This is a genomic window from Streptomyces sp. NPDC020742, from assembly GCF_040641675.1.
In the GTDB taxonomy this organism is placed as follows: domain Bacteria; phylum Actinomycetota; class Actinomycetes; order Streptomycetales; family Streptomycetaceae; genus Streptomyces.
In genome coordinates, this window is the sequence record NZ_JBFAEA010000017.1 from 41,745 (window position 1) to 59,716 (window position 17,972).

17 protein-coding genes and 1 tRNA gene are annotated in these 17,972 nt (G+C 70.1%); 17 read left to right on the top strand and 1 reads right to left on the bottom strand.

Features of this window, described 5'->3' with window-relative positions:
- Positions 1-36: 36 nt before the first annotated feature.
- The 13 genes from AB0G84_RS25560 to AB0G84_RS25620 all read left to right on the top strand — a co-directional run bounded on the left by AB0G84_RS25560 (position 37) and on the right by AB0G84_RS25620 (position 12,713).
- Complete coding sequence (locus AB0G84_RS25560) at positions 37-1,218, top strand: MFS transporter (protein ID WP_361325138.1); 1,182 nt, start codon at positions 37-39, stop codon at positions 1,216-1,218.
- A 142-nt stretch (positions 1,219-1,360) separates the two neighbouring features.
- Positions 1,361-2,221: a sulfurtransferase gene (locus AB0G84_RS25565; RefSeq protein ID WP_361325141.1), complete on the top strand. Its 861-nt coding sequence runs from the start codon at positions 1,361-1,363 to the stop codon at positions 2,219-2,221.
- An 81-nt stretch (positions 2,222-2,302) separates the two neighbouring features.
- A complete protein-coding gene (locus AB0G84_RS25570; protein WP_361325144.1) occupies positions 2,303-3,109 on the top strand; it encodes an SDR family oxidoreductase in 807 nt (268 codons plus the stop codon).
- 51 nt (positions 3,110-3,160) lie between these two features.
- Positions 3,161-4,519, top strand: a complete 1,359-nt coding sequence (locus AB0G84_RS25575) for an aminotransferase class V-fold PLP-dependent enzyme (RefSeq protein ID WP_361325147.1) — start codon at positions 3,161-3,163, stop codon at positions 4,517-4,519.
- 71 nt (positions 4,520-4,590) lie between these two features.
- Positions 4,591-5,481 (top strand): LLM class flavin-dependent oxidoreductase, encoded by an 891-nt coding sequence (locus tag AB0G84_RS25580; RefSeq protein WP_361325154.1) that lies wholly within the window; start codon positions 4,591-4,593, stop codon positions 5,479-5,481.
- A 96-nt stretch (positions 5,482-5,577) separates the two neighbouring features.
- Positions 5,578-6,150, top strand: coding sequence for an NADPH-dependent FMN reductase (gene ssuE, locus AB0G84_RS25585; protein ID WP_361325157.1), 573 nt, complete (start codon positions 5,578-5,580; stop codon positions 6,148-6,150).
- A gap of 88 nt (positions 6,151-6,238) precedes the next feature.
- Complete coding sequence (locus AB0G84_RS25590; protein WP_361325160.1) at positions 6,239-6,556, top strand: type VII secretion target; 318 nt, start codon at positions 6,239-6,241, stop codon at positions 6,554-6,556.
- Between the two features lie 2 nt (positions 6,557-6,558).
- Positions 6,559-7,818, top strand: a complete 1,260-nt coding sequence (locus AB0G84_RS25595; RefSeq protein ID WP_361325163.1) for an amidase domain-containing protein — start codon at positions 6,559-6,561, stop codon at positions 7,816-7,818.
- A 14-nt stretch (positions 7,819-7,832) separates the two neighbouring features.
- Positions 7,833-8,258 (top strand): hypothetical protein, encoded by a 426-nt coding sequence (locus tag AB0G84_RS25600; protein WP_361325166.1) that lies wholly within the window; start codon positions 7,833-7,835, stop codon positions 8,256-8,258.
- A 204-nt stretch (positions 8,259-8,462) separates the two neighbouring features.
- On the top strand, positions 8,463-9,065 hold the full coding sequence (locus AB0G84_RS25605) for a hypothetical protein (RefSeq protein WP_361325169.1): 603 nt from the start codon (positions 8,463-8,465) through the stop codon (positions 9,063-9,065).
- Between the two features lie 53 nt (positions 9,066-9,118).
- Complete coding sequence (locus AB0G84_RS25610) at positions 9,119-10,777, top strand: alpha/beta hydrolase (protein ID WP_361325172.1); 1,659 nt, start codon at positions 9,119-9,121, stop codon at positions 10,775-10,777.
- Between the two features lie 81 nt (positions 10,778-10,858).
- Positions 10,859-11,326 (top strand): hypothetical protein, encoded by a 468-nt coding sequence (locus AB0G84_RS25615; RefSeq protein WP_361325175.1) that lies wholly within the window; start codon positions 10,859-10,861, stop codon positions 11,324-11,326.
- Between the two features lie 1,078 nt (positions 11,327-12,404).
- The gene (locus tag AB0G84_RS25620; protein ID WP_361325178.1) at positions 12,405-12,713 is read left to right on the top strand and encodes a hypothetical protein; all 309 of its coding nucleotides are present in this window, start codon (positions 12,405-12,407) and stop codon (positions 12,711-12,713) included.
- 151 nt (positions 12,714-12,864) lie between these two features.
- Here AB0G84_RS25620 and AB0G84_RS25625 read toward each other — a convergent pair.
- Positions 12,865-12,936, bottom strand: a tRNA-Arg gene (locus AB0G84_RS25625).
- A 255-nt stretch (positions 12,937-13,191) separates the two neighbouring features.
- Between AB0G84_RS25625 and AB0G84_RS25630 the strand changes: the two genes are divergently transcribed.
- The 4 genes from AB0G84_RS25630 to AB0G84_RS25645 all read left to right on the top strand — a co-directional run bounded on the left by AB0G84_RS25630 (position 13,192) and on the right by AB0G84_RS25645 (position 17,969).
- Entirely contained in the window at positions 13,192-13,713 is a 522-nt protein-coding gene (locus tag AB0G84_RS25630) for a response regulator (protein ID WP_361325181.1), read from the top strand.
- Positions 13,714-13,935: 222 nt separating this feature from the next.
- Positions 13,936-15,123, top strand: coding sequence for an ArgS-related anticodon-binding protein NrtL (gene nrtL, locus AB0G84_RS25635; RefSeq protein ID WP_361325184.1), 1,188 nt, complete (start codon positions 13,936-13,938; stop codon positions 15,121-15,123).
- Positions 15,124-15,148: 25 nt separating this feature from the next.
- A complete protein-coding gene (gene lysA / locus AB0G84_RS25640) occupies positions 15,149-16,540 on the top strand; it encodes a diaminopimelate decarboxylase (RefSeq protein WP_361325187.1) in 1,392 nt (463 codons plus the stop codon).
- Positions 16,541-16,676: 136 nt separating this feature from the next.
- Positions 16,677-17,969 (top strand): homoserine dehydrogenase, encoded by a 1,293-nt coding sequence (locus AB0G84_RS25645; RefSeq protein WP_361325189.1) that lies wholly within the window; start codon positions 16,677-16,679, stop codon positions 17,967-17,969.
- Positions 17,970-17,972: the final 3 nt, after the last annotated feature.

The window sequence follows — 17,972 nt, forward strand, 5'->3', positions numbered from 1 at the left end:
ATCGACAGAAACACAACCCCGGACAGAAGAGGCACCATGAGGTTAAGTCTTGTTTCCCTGATGCTGTGTGTATTCGGCATCACAACGGGCGAGTTCGTCATCGCAGGAATCCTGCCGGACATCGCAGGCGACCTCCATGTGTCGATCTCGGCCGCCGGCCTGCTGGTCACCGCGTACGCCATCGGAATGATCGTCGGCGGCCCGGTGATGACCGCGCTGACCTCGCGCTATCCGCGTAAGCCGCTCATCATGGTGCTGCTCGCGATCGTCATCGTCGGAAATCTCGCCTCGGCCTTCGCGCCGTTCTACGGCGCGCTGTTCGGGGCCCGGATCATCACCTCGCTGGCGACCTCCACCTTCTTCGCCAACGCGATCGTCATCGCCGCCTCCACCGCACCGCCCGGCAAACAGGCGTCCACGGTCTCCAAGCTCGTCTTCGGAATGAACTTGTCGATGATGCTCGGCGCCCCCATCGGCACCTTCATCGGCAACCACTACGGCTGGCGGGCCACCTTCCTGGCCATCGCCGCGGTCTGCGCCCTCGGCCTGCTGCTCTCGCTGAAACTCGTACCGGCCGTGGAGAACGCCACGCCGGGCACCTCCGCGGTGGCCGAGCTGCGGGTGTTCCGCAACCGCAATGTGCAGCTGGCCATTCTCGTCACCGCAATCGGCAATGCGGGGCTGCTCATGGTGTTCACCTATTTCGCCCCGCTGCTCACCGACATCACCCATATCGCGGCCGGCTCGGTGGCCGTGCTGCTGCTGGTCTACGGCGTCGGCGCGGCGGCCGGCAATTTCGTCGGCGGCTGGCTCTCCGACAAGGCGCTGATGCCCTCCCAGGTCGGTCTGCTCGCCGTGCTCACGGCCGGACTGGTCTTCATGTGGGCGGTCAGTACGCACACCGTGCTCACCGTCATCATGGTGTTCCTGATCGGCGCCATGGGATTCTCCGTCATTCCCGGAATGCAGACCCGGGTGCTGAACACCGCGAGTGAGGCGCCGACCCTCGCCATCGCGGTCAACGCCTCGGCATACCAACTGGCGGCGGCCTTCGCCGGATGGCTCGGCGGACGGGTCATCGACAGCGGATTCGGCCTGCGTTCGGTCTATCTCGCCGCGGCGATCGTCACCGTCCTCGGCATTCTCGTCAGCTGCTACGCGTGGTACCGCGACCGCACGGTGGCCGAGGTGGCGCAGACGGAGACCTCCCCGGCATGACCGCCCGGCCGGGCCCGCCCGCCGCGCTCCGTGCACCGGGGCGGGCCCGACCGGACCGCCGTCCGGGCGCACCACGACGACCTACCCACCGCACCGCACCCAGGGGAACCGCACCCCACCACGGCGAACAGGGGGAACAGCAATGGGCCGCGCATCCGCACTGGTCTCGGGGGAGTGGGCCGAACGCCATCTCGGCTCCGAGCACGTGGTGTTCGTCGAAACCGGCAACGAGGACGCCGACTACCGCAAGGGCCACCTCCCGGGCGCGGTCTGGATGGGCTGGGACGCGTTCCAGGACGGGCTCCGGCTGGGCGTCGTCGACCGGGCGGCGTTCGAACGGCTGCTGAGCGAAACGGGCATCGCCACCGAGGACACCGTCGTCCTCTATTCGGCCAACGCCAACCTCCTGGCCGCGCTGGTCTACTGGTACTTCCGGCTCCATGGCCACCCCTCGGTGCGGCTCCTCGACGGCGGCCGCCGCGCCTGGGAGCGGGACGGCCGCCCCCTGACCGCGCAGACTCCGCCCCGTCCGGCCACCCGCTACCGGGCGGGCCCGCCGGACCACTCGGTCCGTGCCCTGCGCGACGACGTCCTGGCCGCCCTCGGCCACCGGAACATCATCGACGTCCGCACCCCGGAGGAGTTCTCCGGACAGCTCTTCGCGCCCGGCTTCGCCGGCGAGCCGTTCGCCCCCGGCAACAACCCCCATGAGGTCGCACAGCGCTCCGGACACCTACCCGGCGCGCTCCACCTCCCCTGGGAAGCGGCGGTGAACGAGGACGACACCTTCAAGACCGACACCGAACTCGCCGCGCTCTACGACTCCCTGGACTCCGACCGCGGCTCCCTCACCTACTGCTGGGTGGGCGCCCGGTCGGCGCACACCTGGTTCGTGCTCAGCGAACTGCTGGACCGGCCGGACGTCCGCAACTACGACGGCTCCTGGGCCGAGTACGGCTCACTGATCGGCGTCCCGGTCGAACGCGGCACGCCCGCCCCCTGACCGCGCCGCCCCCGGCACACCTCTCGTCACCCACCTGAAAGGAGCGGGGCCGCCCGGCTGCCGGGCGCGCCCGTCACCGCGATGAACCACAGCACTCAGGCCTCATCCGCCGCCCCCACCACCGCACCCGGCCGGCTCCAGGGCAAGGCCGCCCTGGTGACCGGGGCCAGCTCCGGCATCGGCGAGGCCGCCGCCAAGGCCCTGGCCGCCCAGGGCGCCCGGGTCGTCCTGGCCGCCCGCCGCAAGGCCGAACTCGACCGGGTCGCCGACGAGATCACCGCCGCCGGCGGCACCGCGGTCACGGTCCGCACCGATGCGACGGTGGACGACGACCTCCGGGCCGCGGTGCGCACCGCCGAGGAGCACTTCGGCGGACTCGACATCGCCTTCAACAACGCCGGCGCCCTCGGCTCCATGGGCCGGGTCGCCGACCAGCGCCCCGAGGACTGGACCGCCGACCTCAACACCGTCCTGACCAGCGTCTTCCTCTCCATGCGGCACGAGATCGCGGCCATGGAGCGCCGCGGCGGCGGGGTGATCGTCAACAACGCCTCGCAGCTCGGCGTGGTGGGCTTCGGCGGCGGCATCAGCGCCTACGTCGCCGGCAAGCACGGCGTGATCGGCCTGACCAAGGCCGCCGCCCTGGAGTACGCCACACAGAACATCCGGATCAACGCCCTCGCCCTGGCCTCCGTCGACACCCCGATGTACCGCTCCACGGTGGGCGCCGACCCGCAGGCCACCGCGCAGTTCATCGGGCTGCACCCGCTCGGCCGGATCGCCTCCGCCGAGGAGGCCGCCTCGGCCGTGGCCTATCTCGCCGGCGACGAGGCCGGCTTCTTCACCGGCTCCGTCCTGGTCATGGACGGCGGATGGACCGCGCAGTGAAGCCGTCCGCCGTACCGGCCGGGCCCCGGCGCCCATGACGAGGAGACCGGCGTGCTGACCGAACCCCACCCGGCCACCGGAGCCGGCCGCCTCCCCGCGGTCGTCGGTGGTGACCTGACGGTCCCGTTGGTGACCGGGCAGCGGGTGCCCTACGCCAACCTCGACCACGCGGCGTCCACCCCCTGCCTCGCCGAGGTGCGGCAGGCGGTGGACCGGCTGCTGCCCTGGTACAGCAGCGTGCACCGCGGCGCCGGATTCCCCTCCCAGGTGTCCACCCTCACCTACGAGCGGGCCCGGGCCGCGGTCCGCCGCTTCACCGGCGCCCCACCCGACGCCACGGTCCTGTTCACCCGCAACACCACCGACGCGCTCAACCTGCTCGGCCGGGCGCTGCCGCCGGACACCACGGTCTTCCGCTTCAACACCGAGCACCACGCCGCGCTGCTGCCCTGGCGCGGCGCCCGGATGCGCCGGCTGGGCATACCGGCCGCCCCGGACGATGCCGTCCGGCGGCTGGCCAAGGCCCTGGCCGACGCCCCGCGCGGCCCCCGCCTGGTGGTGCTCACCGCGGCCTCCAACGTCACCGGCGAGCTGTGGCCGGTGGCCGAACTCGCCGCCACCGCCGCCGCCCACGGCGCGCGCACCGTCCTGGACGCCGCCCAGTTGGCCGCGCACCGCCCCCTGGACCTGGCCGGCTGGGGCATCGACTGGGCGGCGCTGTCCGGACACAAGATCTACGCGCCGTTCGGCGCCGGCGCCCTGGTGGGCCCCGGCGACTGGCCGGCCGCCGCCGAACCGTACCTGGCCGGCGGCGGCGCCACCGCCCACGTCGCCGAGGAGGCCGGCGAGGAGCTCATCACCTGGGCGGACCTGCCGCAGCGCCATGAGGCCGGCTCCCCGAACGTGGTCGGCGCGCACGCCATGGCCGTCGCCTGTGAGGCGCTGTCCGGCGCCGGCTGGGCGACGATCACCGGCCACGAACAGGCGCTGGCGGCCCGGCTGCGCCGCGGCCTGGCCGCCCTCCCCGGCGTACACCAACTCGGCCTCTGGGACGCCGGTCACCCCAGGGTGGGCGTGGTGTCCTTCACCGTCACCCACTGCAAGGGTGAACCTGCCGACCAGCAGCTGGTCGCCACCGCGCTCGCCGCGGAGCACGGCATCGGCATCCGGCACGGGGCGTTCTGCGCCCACCAGGCCGTCCGCTCCCTGCTCCGCGGCACCGACGGCCCCGACCCGGACCGCGCCCTGCGCGCCAGCATCGGCCTCGGCACCACGGCCGAGCACATCGACCGGCTGCTGGCGGCGCTTTTGGACCTGGTGGAGCACGGGCCACGATGGACCTACCGACGGCCGGCGGACGGCTGGACGCCCGTACCCGACCCCCGTCCACTGCCCGACTTCCTCGCCTGACCCCCGTACCCGCCGCGGCGGTTGGCCGCCGCACCGCCCGGATTCCGCACCCGACAAGGGAGTTCGCCCCAGTGTCACCCTCCGCCCCCAGCCGCCGGTTCGGCGTCATGCTCTACCCCGACCAGCCGGTCCCGGTCCTGGTCGAACGCCTCCGGTGGCTGGAGAGCCTCGGCTTCGACCAGGTCTACCTCCCCGATCACAGCGCCGACCTCCGGGACCGGGGCAACACCTGGTTCGACAGCTGGACGGTGCTCGCCGCGGCCGCCCTGGGCACCACACGCATCCGCCTGGGCACCCTCGTCGCCAACCAGATCCTCCGCCCGCCCGCACAGCTCGCCAAGCAGGCGATCGCCCTGGACCACCTCTCCGGCGGCCGCTTCGAACTCGGCATCGGCGCCGGCATCTTCCCCTTCGACCACTACAGCGTCGGCGAGGCGCCCTGGCCGCCCAAGGAGCGCGCCGAGCGGTTCGCCGACTACGTGGCGATCGTGGACGGCATCCTGCGCACCCGCGAGGGGACCTTCAGCTACACCGGCACCCGCCTCTGGGTGAAGGACGTCGCCACCTTCCCGGCCTCCCTGCAGTCCCCCCGGCTGCCGCTCACCGTCGGCGGCCAGTCGCCGACCCTGCTCCGCGTCGCAGCCGGATACGCCGACACCTGGAACACCCACGGCCCGCCCGGCGCCACAGCCGAGGAGATCCTCGACATCACCGCCGTACAGAACGCCAAGGTCGACCGGCACGCCCTCGCCGCCGGCCGCGACCCGTCCCGGATCCGCCGCTCCTACACCATTTTCGGCCCCTGGGACCCCCGGCACACCCGCCACACCTACGAGGAGATCTTCGAGCGCTTCACCAAGGCCGGCGTCTCCGACTTCGTCCTCGACTGGCCCGGCGCCGCCCACACCGACGACTTCGAACGCACCGCCCGCGACGTCATCCCGCCCCTGCGCCACGCCTGACCCCCACCGCGGCCGCCGACCCGCCCCACCCCCAGGGAAGTTCACCGACGACTCCACCCGCCCGCACCGCCGCCACCGCCCGAGAAGGTCTCCCGCATGGCCACCATCCTGTCCGTCTCCGGAAGCCCCTCCGCCACCTCGCGCACCGCCCGGCTGCTCCGGCACCTCGACGCCCGCCTCACCGCCCAGGGCCACACCACCGTCCCCCTGGACGTCCGCACCCTGCCCGCCGAGGCGCTGTGCGGCGCCGACCCGCACCACCCCGCGATAGCCGGGGCGGCGGCCCTCGTCGACCGGGCGGACGGCGTGGTGATCGCCACCCCCGTCTACAAGGCCGCCTACTCCGGCCTGCTGAAGTCCCTGCTCGACCTGCTCCCGCAGTACGCCCTGGCCGGCAAGACCGTCCTGCCGCTGGCCACCGGCGGCAGTGCCGCGCACGTGCTGGCCATCGACTACGCCCTGCGCCCCGTCCTGTGCGCGATGGGCGCCACCCACATCGTCCCGGGCTGGTTCACCCTCGACACCGACCTCACCCTGAACGACGACGGCACCCTCACCCTCGCCCCCGCCACGGCCGGGCCCCTCCACCGGGCGGTGGACCACTTCTCCTGGGTCCTCACCCCCGCCGCCCGCCGCCACAAGGACCCCGCCCTGAGCGCTTCACGCTGACGACGGAGCCCCCGTACGGTAAGGGGGCACGCCGCATCCGCCCCACAAGGGCCGGGTGTGGAACCGGAATTGACGCAATGGGGGCCCCGTGGGCGACATACGGGTGGACACGGCGAAGGTACGGAACACCGGCGAGGACATGAAGGCGCTGTCCAGGGACACCCAGCGACGGCTGGGCCATGCCCTCGACGACACCCACGAGGTCTTCTACGAGCACATGTACTGGGAGTGCGGGGACACCCTGGAGGCGTGCCGGCAGACCTGGCAGGACCACATGATCCAACTCGCCAGGAAAATGGGCGACCTGGGGCAGCGCCTGCAGGACTCCGCCGACGGCTATGACGCCGCGGACCAGGAGGCCGTCGCACGGCTGCGGGCCGGCATGCAGGACCTGGGAGGCCACTGATCATGGTCTCCTACGCGGAACTCATCAGCGCCCACCCCCAGAAGTGGAAGGACGCTGCCGACGAGTGGGCAGCCCTCGCGAAGTTCGCCCTGAACGCGGCGAACGACGTACGCGAGCAGGGCGCCAAGCCCCTCGCGGACAACTGGTCCGACGAGGTCGGAACCGCGGCGGCCGGGGACTTCGTCAAGCTGGCTGACCAGCTGGAATCGGCCTACGACCTGCTGCTCGGCGTCAAGATGGTGATGGAGGGGATGCACACCAGCCTGGAGCTGGCCATGAGCACCGCCCACCAGCTCACCGACCTCGCCAGGGCGCACGACCTCGGACTGGGCGACGACGGCCTTCCGCTGCAGTGCCCCGCACCGAGCGCGGGCGCCGACGCACAGCAGGCCTACGCCGAGATCGTGGCCCTGCGCGACCAGGCGCTGCGGCAGGCGAACGAGGCCGACCGGCTGACCAAGGCCGAGCTGTCCCGGCTGACCGCCGCGGTCGGCATCAGCGACCCGGAGAAGGCGCTCAAGGAGCAGAACACGGCGTCGCACACCGAAATGGAGATGCTCGCCGCCGACATCCCGAAGCAGGACACCGACCCGGCGGCCGTACGCGCCTGGTGGAACGGCCTGAGCGAGAAACAGCGGTACGACCTGATGCGGGCCGAGCCCGTGAAGGTCGCCGGGCTCGACGGGATCCCCGAGGACGCCAAACGGGAAATGCGCGGCACGGACGGGAAGTTCGACCGCGTGAAAATGGTGCAGTACGCGCTGGAACACTGGGACAAGAAGGACCCGGTCCAGTTCGACAACAACTGCACCAACTTCGTCTCGGAGGCACTCGACCACGCGGGAATGCAGCACAAAATCGACTTCTGGGAAGGCGCCCGCGGCGACGACACCTGGGGAAACACCGGCGGTATCGGCATCGACTCGATCGACACGAGGATGTACTACTCCAAGACCTGGGCCGGAGCCGAGAACCAGCAGAACTTCATGCTCAAGCACGGCGGCGAAGAGGTCACACAGTCCCAGGCCCGGCCCGGCGACATCATCTACTACGAACAGCAGGGGCCCAACGGCGAGATCGAGCACGGAAACACCCACCACGCTGCCGTGGTCACGGCCGTGATGCCGGACGGCGAGATCAAGTACACCCAGCACCAGGACTCGTACCAGAACGTCAGTCTCCAGGGCCGGCTCCCGACGACGGAGAAGTCCGAGGGACAGCAGAGAATCCGCATCGTCCGCCCGCATCCCGATTGGTACTGACCGTGGCGACCGACGTGACAGCACACTCCGCGCACACCGACCCGCGCCCCACAGGGCGGTGGCGAACCGCGATCCTCTCCGTGCCGCTGCTCTGCACGGCCGCCGTCATCAGCTTCTTCGTATCGATCTCGCTCTCCAACGGGCACCACGCATTCCAGTCGGCGCACTGCCGGTACACGCTGCTGCCGTGGACACACTTCGCCGTCGCCTACGGCGGCCTGGCAGCGGCCGTACTGGCGGTGGCGGTCCATGTGCTGATGTTCCGGTCCGCGCGGCGCGCCGGAGCGGACCCCCGGCCCGGTTGGCAGAGCACGCTCGCCACCTTCGCCTTCGTCCTCGCCTGCCTGATGATCCTGTTGACGGCGGGCATGGTGGCCGTGGCGCACATGGACGCGGCCCAGGCGGCCGCACACCTCGGAAAACCCCTCTGCGAGGGCTGACCTCCCCACACCGACCACGGCCGGCGCGCCCCCGCTCCTCCTGTTCCCGCCCCCAACGGCGGCTCCCCGAGCGGCACTTGGCGCGCCGGCCGCAGGCGCGCCGGCGGACGATGCGCTACCGGCTGTGGCGGAAAAGATCACTTCCTGTCAACACATGGTTGATAGTGTCGGGCGGCCTACACGGCTCAGGGGGAGAGTGAAAACGTGTCATCCAAGACATCGGTCGATCCGGGGGACTTACGCGCAGCCGCTCACGCGGAGGACGCGATCTCCGACGACATGACAGGGAAGAACCGCAAGGCGATCAGCGCGACCAAGGACGCGGGGGCGTCACTCAAGGGCTGGTCGTTGTCGCAGGCGCTACTCACAGTAGCCGACACCTGGGAGCCGTCCCTCGACGGCATGCGTCGACGCGCCGCAACGGGCGCATCTAACCTCAGGACCTGCGCCGACGGTCATGAATGGAACGATGCCGCGGCGTCCAAGGACTTCGAGCAGACCGGCACCCAGACGCAGTCAGCACCACAGACCATGTCCGCATCGGCCGGCCCAGGAGGCGTGGGTTCGGAAGGCCACCGCCCCATGCCGGGGGCCGACTCCTTGCGCGACAGCCTTCGCCGGGACTCCACGATCGGTGGCCCCGGAGCGGTCGGGTCCGAAGGGGCATCGCCGGTGCAGCGACCCGCCTTCGTGGACCGTGAGAACGGTACACGGCCCGCCCGCGATTCCGGTGCCCACTGGACGGCCGAAGAAATGCAGAACGCCAAGCCCATGCGGACGCCGACCGTCGATTCCCCCTTCGGGTAACGGCGCGGTCAGCCACACCACCGACGACTGTTCCAACGGGGGAGCTTCAAAAGTTGACCAGCGACTACTTACGCCTTCTCAAGCAGGACTTCTCAGACTGCGATGAAGCAACGACGGCCTGGCATCGGCTGTCCACCCATATGGACGAGCTCAACGACCGGCACCGGTCCCACGTCACCGGACCACTCCATGCGAAATGGTCCGGGGACGACGCCGAGGCGGCGCTGTACTACCTCGAAGACCTGGAAAGCCGCTTCGGCATCGTCCGCACCGAAGCCATGGCCATATCCGAAGCGGTCAAACACGCGGCGTCCGAGATGCTCGCCGCACAGACTCACCTGCGAAGCACCGTCAGGGAACTCGAAGGCAAGGGGCTGCAGGTGGACGGCGGGGGCACGGTCCGTCTTCCCCTGGGCCCGGTGTTTCCGGGCGGGAGCGAGAACGACAAGTCGGATTCGTTCGGCACGATGCTGGGCTATCAGCAAGAGGTCAACAAGTGCCTGGAGCGGGCGCGGGAGGCGAGCGATGCGGCCGCCAAGGCATTAGGGCGCCTGAGCGGTGACATTCTGTCGGGCGATATCTCCGACCGGGCGGGAGAGGCGCGCGAGGACGTCAAACAGGTCTCCAAGGATCTGCACACCGACATCGGCAAGCCCCACCCGCCGAGCGACCCCAAGGCTGCCGCGGAGTGGTGGAAGCTCCTGCCGGAAGGCATGCGGGAGTCCTATGCCGCTCTGCACCCGGAGATCGTCGGCCGGACCGACGGGCTGCCCACCACCGTCCGCGACGACGCCAACCGCCTGTCCCTGGAACAGGAGTTGAGCGCCATGGAGAACTACAAGTACCACGACAAGTACTCCACCGATGAGTACAACCAGCGGCTCAACAACCTGCTCACGCTCCAGCGGGAGATGGACAAACACGACGCTGACGAGGGCCGTAAGAAGCTGTACCTCCTCAACTACGGCTCCGCGGGCGATGGAAAGGCCGTCATCGCCATGGGAAATCCCGACACCGCTGACAACGTCGGAATTCAGGTGCCGGGAACCGCCACGAACATGGATTCCACAGGCGGCCAGCTCGCGCGCATCGAAAAACTACAGCGATCCGCAGAGGCAGCTGACGGGACCGCAAAGACATCGATGGTCTACTGGCTCGGCTACGACGCTCCCGAGATCCCCGTGCAAGAGGCCAATAATCTCGATGTCGTCGGCAGGGGGCGGGCCGAGGACGCCGGGCCGGCCCTGCGGAACTTCACCCATGGCCTACGCGCCTCCCATGAGGGTGGCGAACGGGCCAATCTCACCGTGCTCGGCCACAGTTACGGCACCACTGTCGTCGGAATAGCCGCATCACAAGGCGGCGGCCTGGATGCCGACAACATCTCCGCCGTCGGAAGCCCCGGCTTGGGTGTGGACCACGCCAAGGATCTCAACGTCGACCCGGATCACTTCTACACGGGAGTCGCCGATGACGACAAGATCAGGTATGCCGCAGACACGACACTTGGCCACACGCCGAATGAACCACACTTCGGAGGTACCCGCTTCGAGGTCGACACGCACGGCCACAGCGGCTACTGGGACGACAAGAGTGAATCCTTGAGGAACCAAGGGAAGATCATCGCTGGCCAGTTACCCACCAAGCACCACGACAAACCCATAACCCCCGTCGTGCCCGTCGCCCCCGGCGGGTCCGTCATCGCCCAGTGAGCGGCCATGCCTAAATCGCGATTCCCCCTGCTCTTTTCGTCTCTTCTGGCCGTCCTGGCCATTCTCCTCACCGGAGGCTGTGTGTCCCAGCAAGACAGCGACGACGATCTCAACAAGCCACTGCCACGCAAAAGCCGTGAGGATGCCTTAGCCTGGGCCAAGAAGTACACGGCCGTTATGGCCCACTATGCGGACGTAAAGGTCTCCAGCGACCCGGCACCCCTCGAGTCCTTCGAAGAATGCATTGGCCGCAACGACGAGATCGCCGACGACGGCCGTTTCACGCTCAGCTACGTCGTCTACGTACACCTCCCGCAAGATCAGCACATCACGGCGGTGCGGAAGGTGCGCCAAGCCCTGGAACAGCACGCCGTAAAGATCAGCAGCTATGAGGAACGCAAGGCCCGACCGGAGGTGCTCCTGTACGGGTATCACGAAAAGGAGAATTTCAGCGTCAGTGCGGACTCCTCAAAGCCCCCCAACCTTCTGAGCTTCTCCGTCAGCACGCCGTGCTTCCTGCCTCCGGGTGCCAAACAGCAGCGCTTCTGACACCTGCCGGGACCACCGACATCGCCGGGCGCTCGATGCTCGGGTCAGAGATCGGTCCCTGAGCTGGATCGGTGCCTGAGCTGGTGGGACTCGGCGTTCCGGCCGTGTGGGCTCCGGAGCCGGAGCCGGGTTCTGCGTGGGGTGCGTACAGACCTCCGCTGGCGAGCTCCACACAGCCGGACACGGCACGGGACAACGCTTGAGGGCGGGAGTCAGTGAGACTGACTCCCGCCCTCAAGGATCGGCATCCGCCTTCATCACGGAACATGCCATCGCGGTGCGATGAGTCCGTTGCACTTGGCAGCCGTCAAGCCATGCGAAAGGGTGAGGCATTCGACCTGGACACGGGTCCGCCGGAGTCCGAACTCCGTGCTGCAGCCGCGAAGGGGAGCGCGAAGCCCGACCCGTCATGGTGGGACTTCTGCCGCGAGTACGTGGCGGCCGCTGTCGCACCACAGCAGCGAAGACGCGCGAAGGTATCGCGGACAGCATGGCCACAGTGGCGCTCGCCCTGATGGGCGAGCGCGAAGGCGCCGACGCCGGAGGAAGTGCGGCTGGCGGTGCGCTGGTCGACGCGGCTTCAACACCGCGATGGAGTACGCCATCGAGTCGGGCCACTTGGACGAGAACCCGCTCGTCAATGTGAAGCGCTCCGGCCCCAGGGGCGACGACGTGGTGGACCCTCAGGTCCTGGTCAACGGGGCCCAGGGAACCTCGTTCCTCACGGCCGTCTCGTACGTGGGCTCTGTGCACTGTAACCGCGGCCGTCGGCTGGTTGCCTTCTTCAGCTGCCAGCTCCACCCGGCGATGCGTCCGGGGGAAGCGGTTGGGCTGAGGGAGAAGGACTGCTACCTGCCCGAGAAGGGATGGGGGACCCTCACTCTTCGCGAGACACGCCCAGTGTCCGGTAAGAAGTGGATCGACTCGGGGCAGCGCCACGACAAGCGGGGGCTCAAGTCGCGGGTGGTCAAGGCGGACCGTCCAGTGCCCATACCGCCGATGCTGCTTGCGATGCCCCGGGAGCACATCGAGGAGTTCGGTACGGCCAAGGACGGCAGGCTCTTCGCCAACGAGCGCGGTGGGGTTTGGGGACCTCCAGCTACTGGAGGTCTGGCAGGAAGCTCGTTCCCTCGCTCCCCTCGCGCTCCCGCCGGACAAGGTGGCCTCCCCGCTCGCGCACCGCCCGTACGACCTGCGGCACACCTGCATCACGAACTGGCTGAATGTGGGGGTCCCTGTGGCCGAGGTTGCCCGCCGCGCGGGCAACTCACCGGAGGTCATCCACCGGCGCTACGAGGGATGCATCGACGGCCACGAGGAGCTGAACAATAAGAAGATCGAGAAGGCGATGGAGCGGAGCCAGGCGGAGGTGGGGAGTGACGCCTGAGCGCTGATCGCCACTGGGAAATCCCATGCGCCACTCACTCATGATCATTGATAGGCAACGACAAAGAGCGGGACCCAGTGAGAATGGGTCCCGCTCTTTGCGTTTGGCACTCGTGCTAGCCAGCGGCGTGATCACGCTGATCCAGACGAAGTGCCCCCGGCAGGATTCGAACCTGCGCACACGGCTCCGGAGGCCGTTGCTCTATCCCCTGAGCTACGGGGGCGTTGTCGCTGCTCGTTGCGGCGACGGGTAGAACACTACCAGCTCTGATGGGGTGTTCATGAACAGGTTTCGCCGGAGGGGCGACGAGGGGGCGGGGGAGGGGTGAAAGGGGTGAGGTGGGCGTCAGCGGGAGGCCGGTGGAGTCCCTACCGCATGCCGGGGGCTGGCTGCCGGGGCTCCGGGAAAGGTCCCTCGCATGGGGGCGGAAGTGGGCAAAACCGGGACGGTGCCTCAGGCGGGCCCCTAGTCTCATGGTGTGCCTGGCTTGTCCGGTCGGATCCTTGTTGTCGATGACAATAAGGTGATCCGGCAGTTGATCAGGGTCAACCTCGAGCTGGAGGGCTTCGAGGTCGTGACCGCGGCTGATGGTGCCGAGTGTCTGGACGTCGTGCACCACGTCAGACCGGATGTCGTGACCCTCGATGTGGTGATGCCGCGGCTCAACGGTCTGCACACCGCGGCACGGCTGCGGTCCGATCCGCGGACGTGGGACATCCCGATCGCCATCGTCAGCGCATGCACCCAGGGCGAGGTCGACAACGGCGAGTCGGTGGGGGTGGATGCCTTCCTCGCGAAGCCCTTCGAACCGACCGAGCTGGTGCGCACCGTGGGACGGCTGGTGCGCGAGGGCCGGCAGCGGGGGCGTGCGCCCGAGGGCGGGGCCAAGGAAGAGGACAGCGGCGGGAACGAGGACGGGGAGAGCGACCGGGGCGGCGCGGGGGCCGGAATGGTCGATGCCGGCGGGGAGAGCGGGCCGCCTGCCCGTCCCGGCGGTTGAGCCCCGCCTCCCGGCGGTTGAGCCCCGCCTCCCGGCGGTTGAGCCCCGCCTCCCGGCGGTGAGGTGCCGCCTCGTGGCGGTCAGGCCCCGTCTCCCGGAGGTGAGGGACCGCCCCCTGGAGGTCTCAGGCCCCAGCTCGCCGGAAGGGTCCGTTCCGCGCAGGGGTGTCCACAACGCGAAACCGGTCGCCTGGAGGAAGCCCTTCTCCCATACGCTTGTCCCGTGACCCCCGCCGAGCTCTCCCGTACCGTTCTGCGCTCCGTGCGTGGTGCTGTGGAGGAGCGGGAGCTGTCCGTGGCCGTGCCGGCGCGGATCGTGGTGGAGCCGCCGCCGCGGCCCGGCTGCGGGGACCTGGCCTCCAACGTCGCGTTGCAGCTGGCGGGGCCGGCCGGGCGGCCGGCGCGGGAGGTCGCCGAGATTCTGCGCAAGCGGCTGGCGGGCAGCCCGGGGATCGCCCGGGTGGAGATCGCCGGGCCGGGTTTCTTGAACTTCACGCTGGGGGACGGGGCGCTGACCGCGCTGGTGCGGCAGGTGCTGTCCCAGGGTCCCGCGTACGGCGACCGTAGCGCGGAGAGCCTTTCCACCGTGCGGGCCGCGGAGACGCTTCCCACCGTGCCGGCCGCGCAGGCCCTGCCCACCGAGCCGGACGCACCGGCGTTTCCCACCGTGCGGGCCGCGCAGGCCCTGCCCACCGAGCCGGACAGGCGGCCCTTTCCCACCGGCCCCCGTGAGTCAGCAGCAGGACAGGTCGACGGCGCCCGGCCCGGTTCCGGCGCTCGTGCGGTGGTCGTGGGGGAGGCCGTCGCACGGATCGCGGCGGCGGCCGGTCGGTCGGTGGCGGGGACCTTCGAGGGAGCGCTGCCGCCCCTCGTCCCCGTTGCGTACGACCTCGCCACCCTGACCGCACGGCTGGGCCGGGACGAGGCGCGCTGGGTGCTGCTGCGTCCGGCCGCCCATGATCCGGTGCGGGTGCCCGAGCGGCCCGTGCAGCGTGAGGGCAATCCGCGGTTTCGGGTGCAGTACGCCCACGCGCGCACCCGGGCGCTGCTGCGGAACGCCGATGACCTGGGGTTCGGCCCGGAGCCGGGGGACCTGGGCGGCGCGGCCGCCGCGGGGGACGGTCCCCGGGCCGACGGGGCCGTGGTGCAGGCACTGCACACCCTCCTCGCCACCTTCCCCTCCGCCGTCGAGGCCGCCGCGCGGCTGCGGGCACCGGACCGGGTGGTGCGCCATCTGGAGGCGACGGCGGACGCGTTCTTCCGGTGGCACGACGCCTTCGCCCCGCTGCCCGTCGGGGAGCAGAAACCCTTGGCCGTGCACCGCGCCCGGCTGGCCCTCGCCGAGGCCACCGGAACGGTGCTCGCCAACGGCCTGCGCCTGCTCGGCATCTCCGCTCCCGAACACCTCTGAAAGATCCTGAGGGGAAACCCACACCATGAGTCGTTCCGCGCACCCCGCAGGGCCCCGGCACGCTGACGTACTGCCCGAGGGCCACTACTCCGGGCCGCCCGCCGACCTCAACAGCCTTGACCCGCGCGTCTGGTCGCGTACGGTCCGGCGCAACGCCGACGGTGTGGTCACCGTCGGCGGGCTGGACGTCGCCGCGCTCGCCGAGGAGTTCGGCACCCCGGCCTACTTCCTGGACGAGGACGACTTCCGGGCGCGCTGCCGGGCCTGGAAGGACGCCTTCGGGCCGGACGCCGACGTGTTCTACGCCGGCAAGGCGTTCCTGTCCCGGGCCATCGTGCGGTGGCTGCACGAGGAGGGACTCCACCTCGACGTCTGCTCCGGCGGCGAACTGGCGACCGCGCTGGGCGCCGGGATGCCGGCCGAGCGGATCGCGCTGCACGGCAACAACAAGAGCACCGAGGAGATCACCCGCGCCGTGGAGGCGGGCGTGGGCCGGATCGTCCTGGACTCCTTCCAGGAGATCGTCCGGGTCGCGCACATCGCGGAGAGGCTCGGCAAGCGGCAGCGGGTGCAGATCCGGGTGACGGTCGGTGTCGAGGCGCACACGCACGAGTTCATCGCGACCGCGCACGAGGACCAGAAGTTCGGCATCGCGCTGGCCGACGGGCAGGCGGCGGAGGCGGTGCGCCGCGCGCTGAAGCTGGACGGGCTCGAACTCATCGGGATCCACAGCCACATCGGCTCGCAGATCTTCGACATGGCGGGCTTTGAGGTCTCCGCCCGGCGGGTGGTGCAGCTGCTCACCGAGGTGCGCGACGAGCACGGCATCGAGCTGCCGGAGATCGACCTCGGCGGCGGCCTGGGCATCGCGTACACCTCGGACGACGACCCGCGTGAGCCGCACGAGATCGCCCGGGCGCTGGGCGACATCGTGGCCCGCGAGTGCGCGGCGGCGGGGCTGGGCGTACCGCGGCTGTCGGTCGAGCCGGGCCGGGCCATCGTGGGGCCGACCGCCTTCACGCTCTACGAGGTCGGCACGGTCAAGGAGCTGGAGGGGCTGCGTACCTACGTCTCCGTCGACGGGGGCATGTCGGACAACATCCGTACCGCCCTGTACGACGCCGAGTACAGCGTGGCGCTGGTGTCGCGTACGTCCGGTGCCGAGCCGATGCTCTCGCGGGTGGTGGGCAAGCACTGTGAGAGCGGTGACATCGTGGTGCGGGATGCCTTCCTGCCGGCCGATGTGGCACCGGGGGACCTGCTCGCGGTGCCGGCCACCGGGGCGTACTGCCGGTCCATGGCCAGCAATTACAACCATGCGCTGCGGCCGCCGGTGGTGGCGGTGCGCAACGGCGAGGCCAGGGTGATCGTCCGGCGGGAGACGGAGGAGGATCTCCTGCGACTGGACGTCGGCTAGGCCGGATCGCCGGGGGCCGCCCCGGGATGAAATAAATGTCTCGGCATCTGGACGACGGACGGAATCTGCCGTCCGGTGCGTGAGACTTGGGCATGAGCAAGCTGAAAATCGCTGATCGATGAGAAGCAGAGGTCGAATGATGCGTACGCGTCCGCTGAAGGTGGCGCTCCTGGGCTGTGGTGTGGTCGGCTCAGAGGTGACGCGCATCATGACGACGCACGCGGACGACCTCGCCGCCCGGATCGGCGCCCCCGTGGAGCTCGTCGGGATCGCCGTCCGCCGCCCCGACCGGGTGCGCGACGGGGTCCCGGCCGAGCTGATCACCACCGACGCCACCGCGCTGGTCAAACGCGGCGACATCGATGTGGTGATCGAGGTCATCGGCGGCATCGAGCCGGCCCGTACGCTGATCACCACCGCCTTCGACCACGGCGCCAGCGTGGTGTCGGCCAACAAGGCGCTGGTCGCGGCCGACGGCGCGGCGCTGCACGCGGCGGCCGAGGCCAAGGGCGCCGACCTGTACTACGAGGCGGCCGTCGCGGGCGCCATCCCGCTGGTCCGTCCGCTGCGCGAGTCGCTGGCCGGCGACAAGGTCAACCGCGTCCTCGGCATCGTGAACGGCACCACCAACTTCATCCTCGACAAGATGGATTCGACGGGCGCCGGCTACAGCGAGGCGCTCGACGAGGCGACCGCGCTGGGGTACGCCGAGGCCGACCCGACCGCCGACGTCGAGGGGTTCGACGCCGCGGCCAAGGCCGCGATCCTGGCCGGTATCGCCTTCCACACCCGGGTGACCATCGACGATGTGCACCGCGAGGGCCTCACGGAGGTCACCGCGGCCGACATCGCCTCCGCCAAGCGGATGGGCTGCACGGTCAAGCTGCTGGCCATCTGCGAGCGGGCCGAGGACGGCGCCTCGGTCACCGCCCGGGTGCACCCGGCGATGATTCCGCTGACGCATCCGCTGGCCTCCGTCCACGAGGCGTACAACGCGGTCTTCGTCGAGGCCGACGCGGCCGGCCAGCTGATGTTCTACGGGCCGGGCGCGGGTGGCGCGCCGACCGCCTCCGCGGTGCTCGGCGACCTGGTCGCGGTGTGCCGCAACAAGCTCGCCGGTGCCACCGGACCGGGCGAGTCCGCCTACACGGCGCTGCCGGTCAGCCCGATGGGCGAGGTCGTCACGAGGTACCACATCAGTCTCGACGTGGCCGACAAGCCCGGCGTTCTCGCGCAGGTGGCGACGGTCTTCGCCGAGCACGGCGTATCGATCGATACGGTCCGTCAGCAGGGCAAGGACGGCGAGGCGGACCTCGTCGTCGTCACCCACCGGGCGACCGACGCGGCGCTGTCGTCGACCGTCGGGGCACTGCGCGAGCTGGACACCGTCCGCGGTGTGGCCAGCATCATGCGGGTCGAAGGGGAGTAAAGG

Excerpts from the sequence above, each read along its gene's own strand:
- AB0G84_RS25560 (WP_361325138.1), top strand. The coding sequence starts at position 37 with ATGAGGTTAAGTCTTGTTTCCCTGATGCTGTGTGTATTCGGCATCACA.
- AB0G84_RS25565 (WP_361325141.1), top strand. The coding sequence starts at position 1,361 with ATGGGCCGCGCATCCGCACTGGTCTCGGGGGAGTGGGCCGAACGCCAT.
- AB0G84_RS25570 (WP_361325144.1), top strand. The coding sequence starts at position 2,303 with ATGAACCACAGCACTCAGGCCTCATCCGCCGCCCCCACCACCGCACCC.
- ssuE (WP_361325157.1), top strand. The coding sequence starts at position 5,578 with ATGGCCACCATCCTGTCCGTCTCCGGAAGCCCCTCCGCCACCTCGCGC.
- AB0G84_RS25595 (WP_361325163.1), top strand. The coding sequence starts at position 6,559 with ATGGTCTCCTACGCGGAACTCATCAGCGCCCACCCCCAGAAGTGGAAG.
- lysA (WP_361325187.1), top strand. The coding sequence starts at position 15,149 with ATGAGTCGTTCCGCGCACCCCGCAGGGCCCCGGCACGCTGACGTACTG.
- AB0G84_RS25645 (WP_361325189.1), top strand. The coding sequence starts at position 16,677 with ATGATGCGTACGCGTCCGCTGAAGGTGGCGCTCCTGGGCTGTGGTGTG.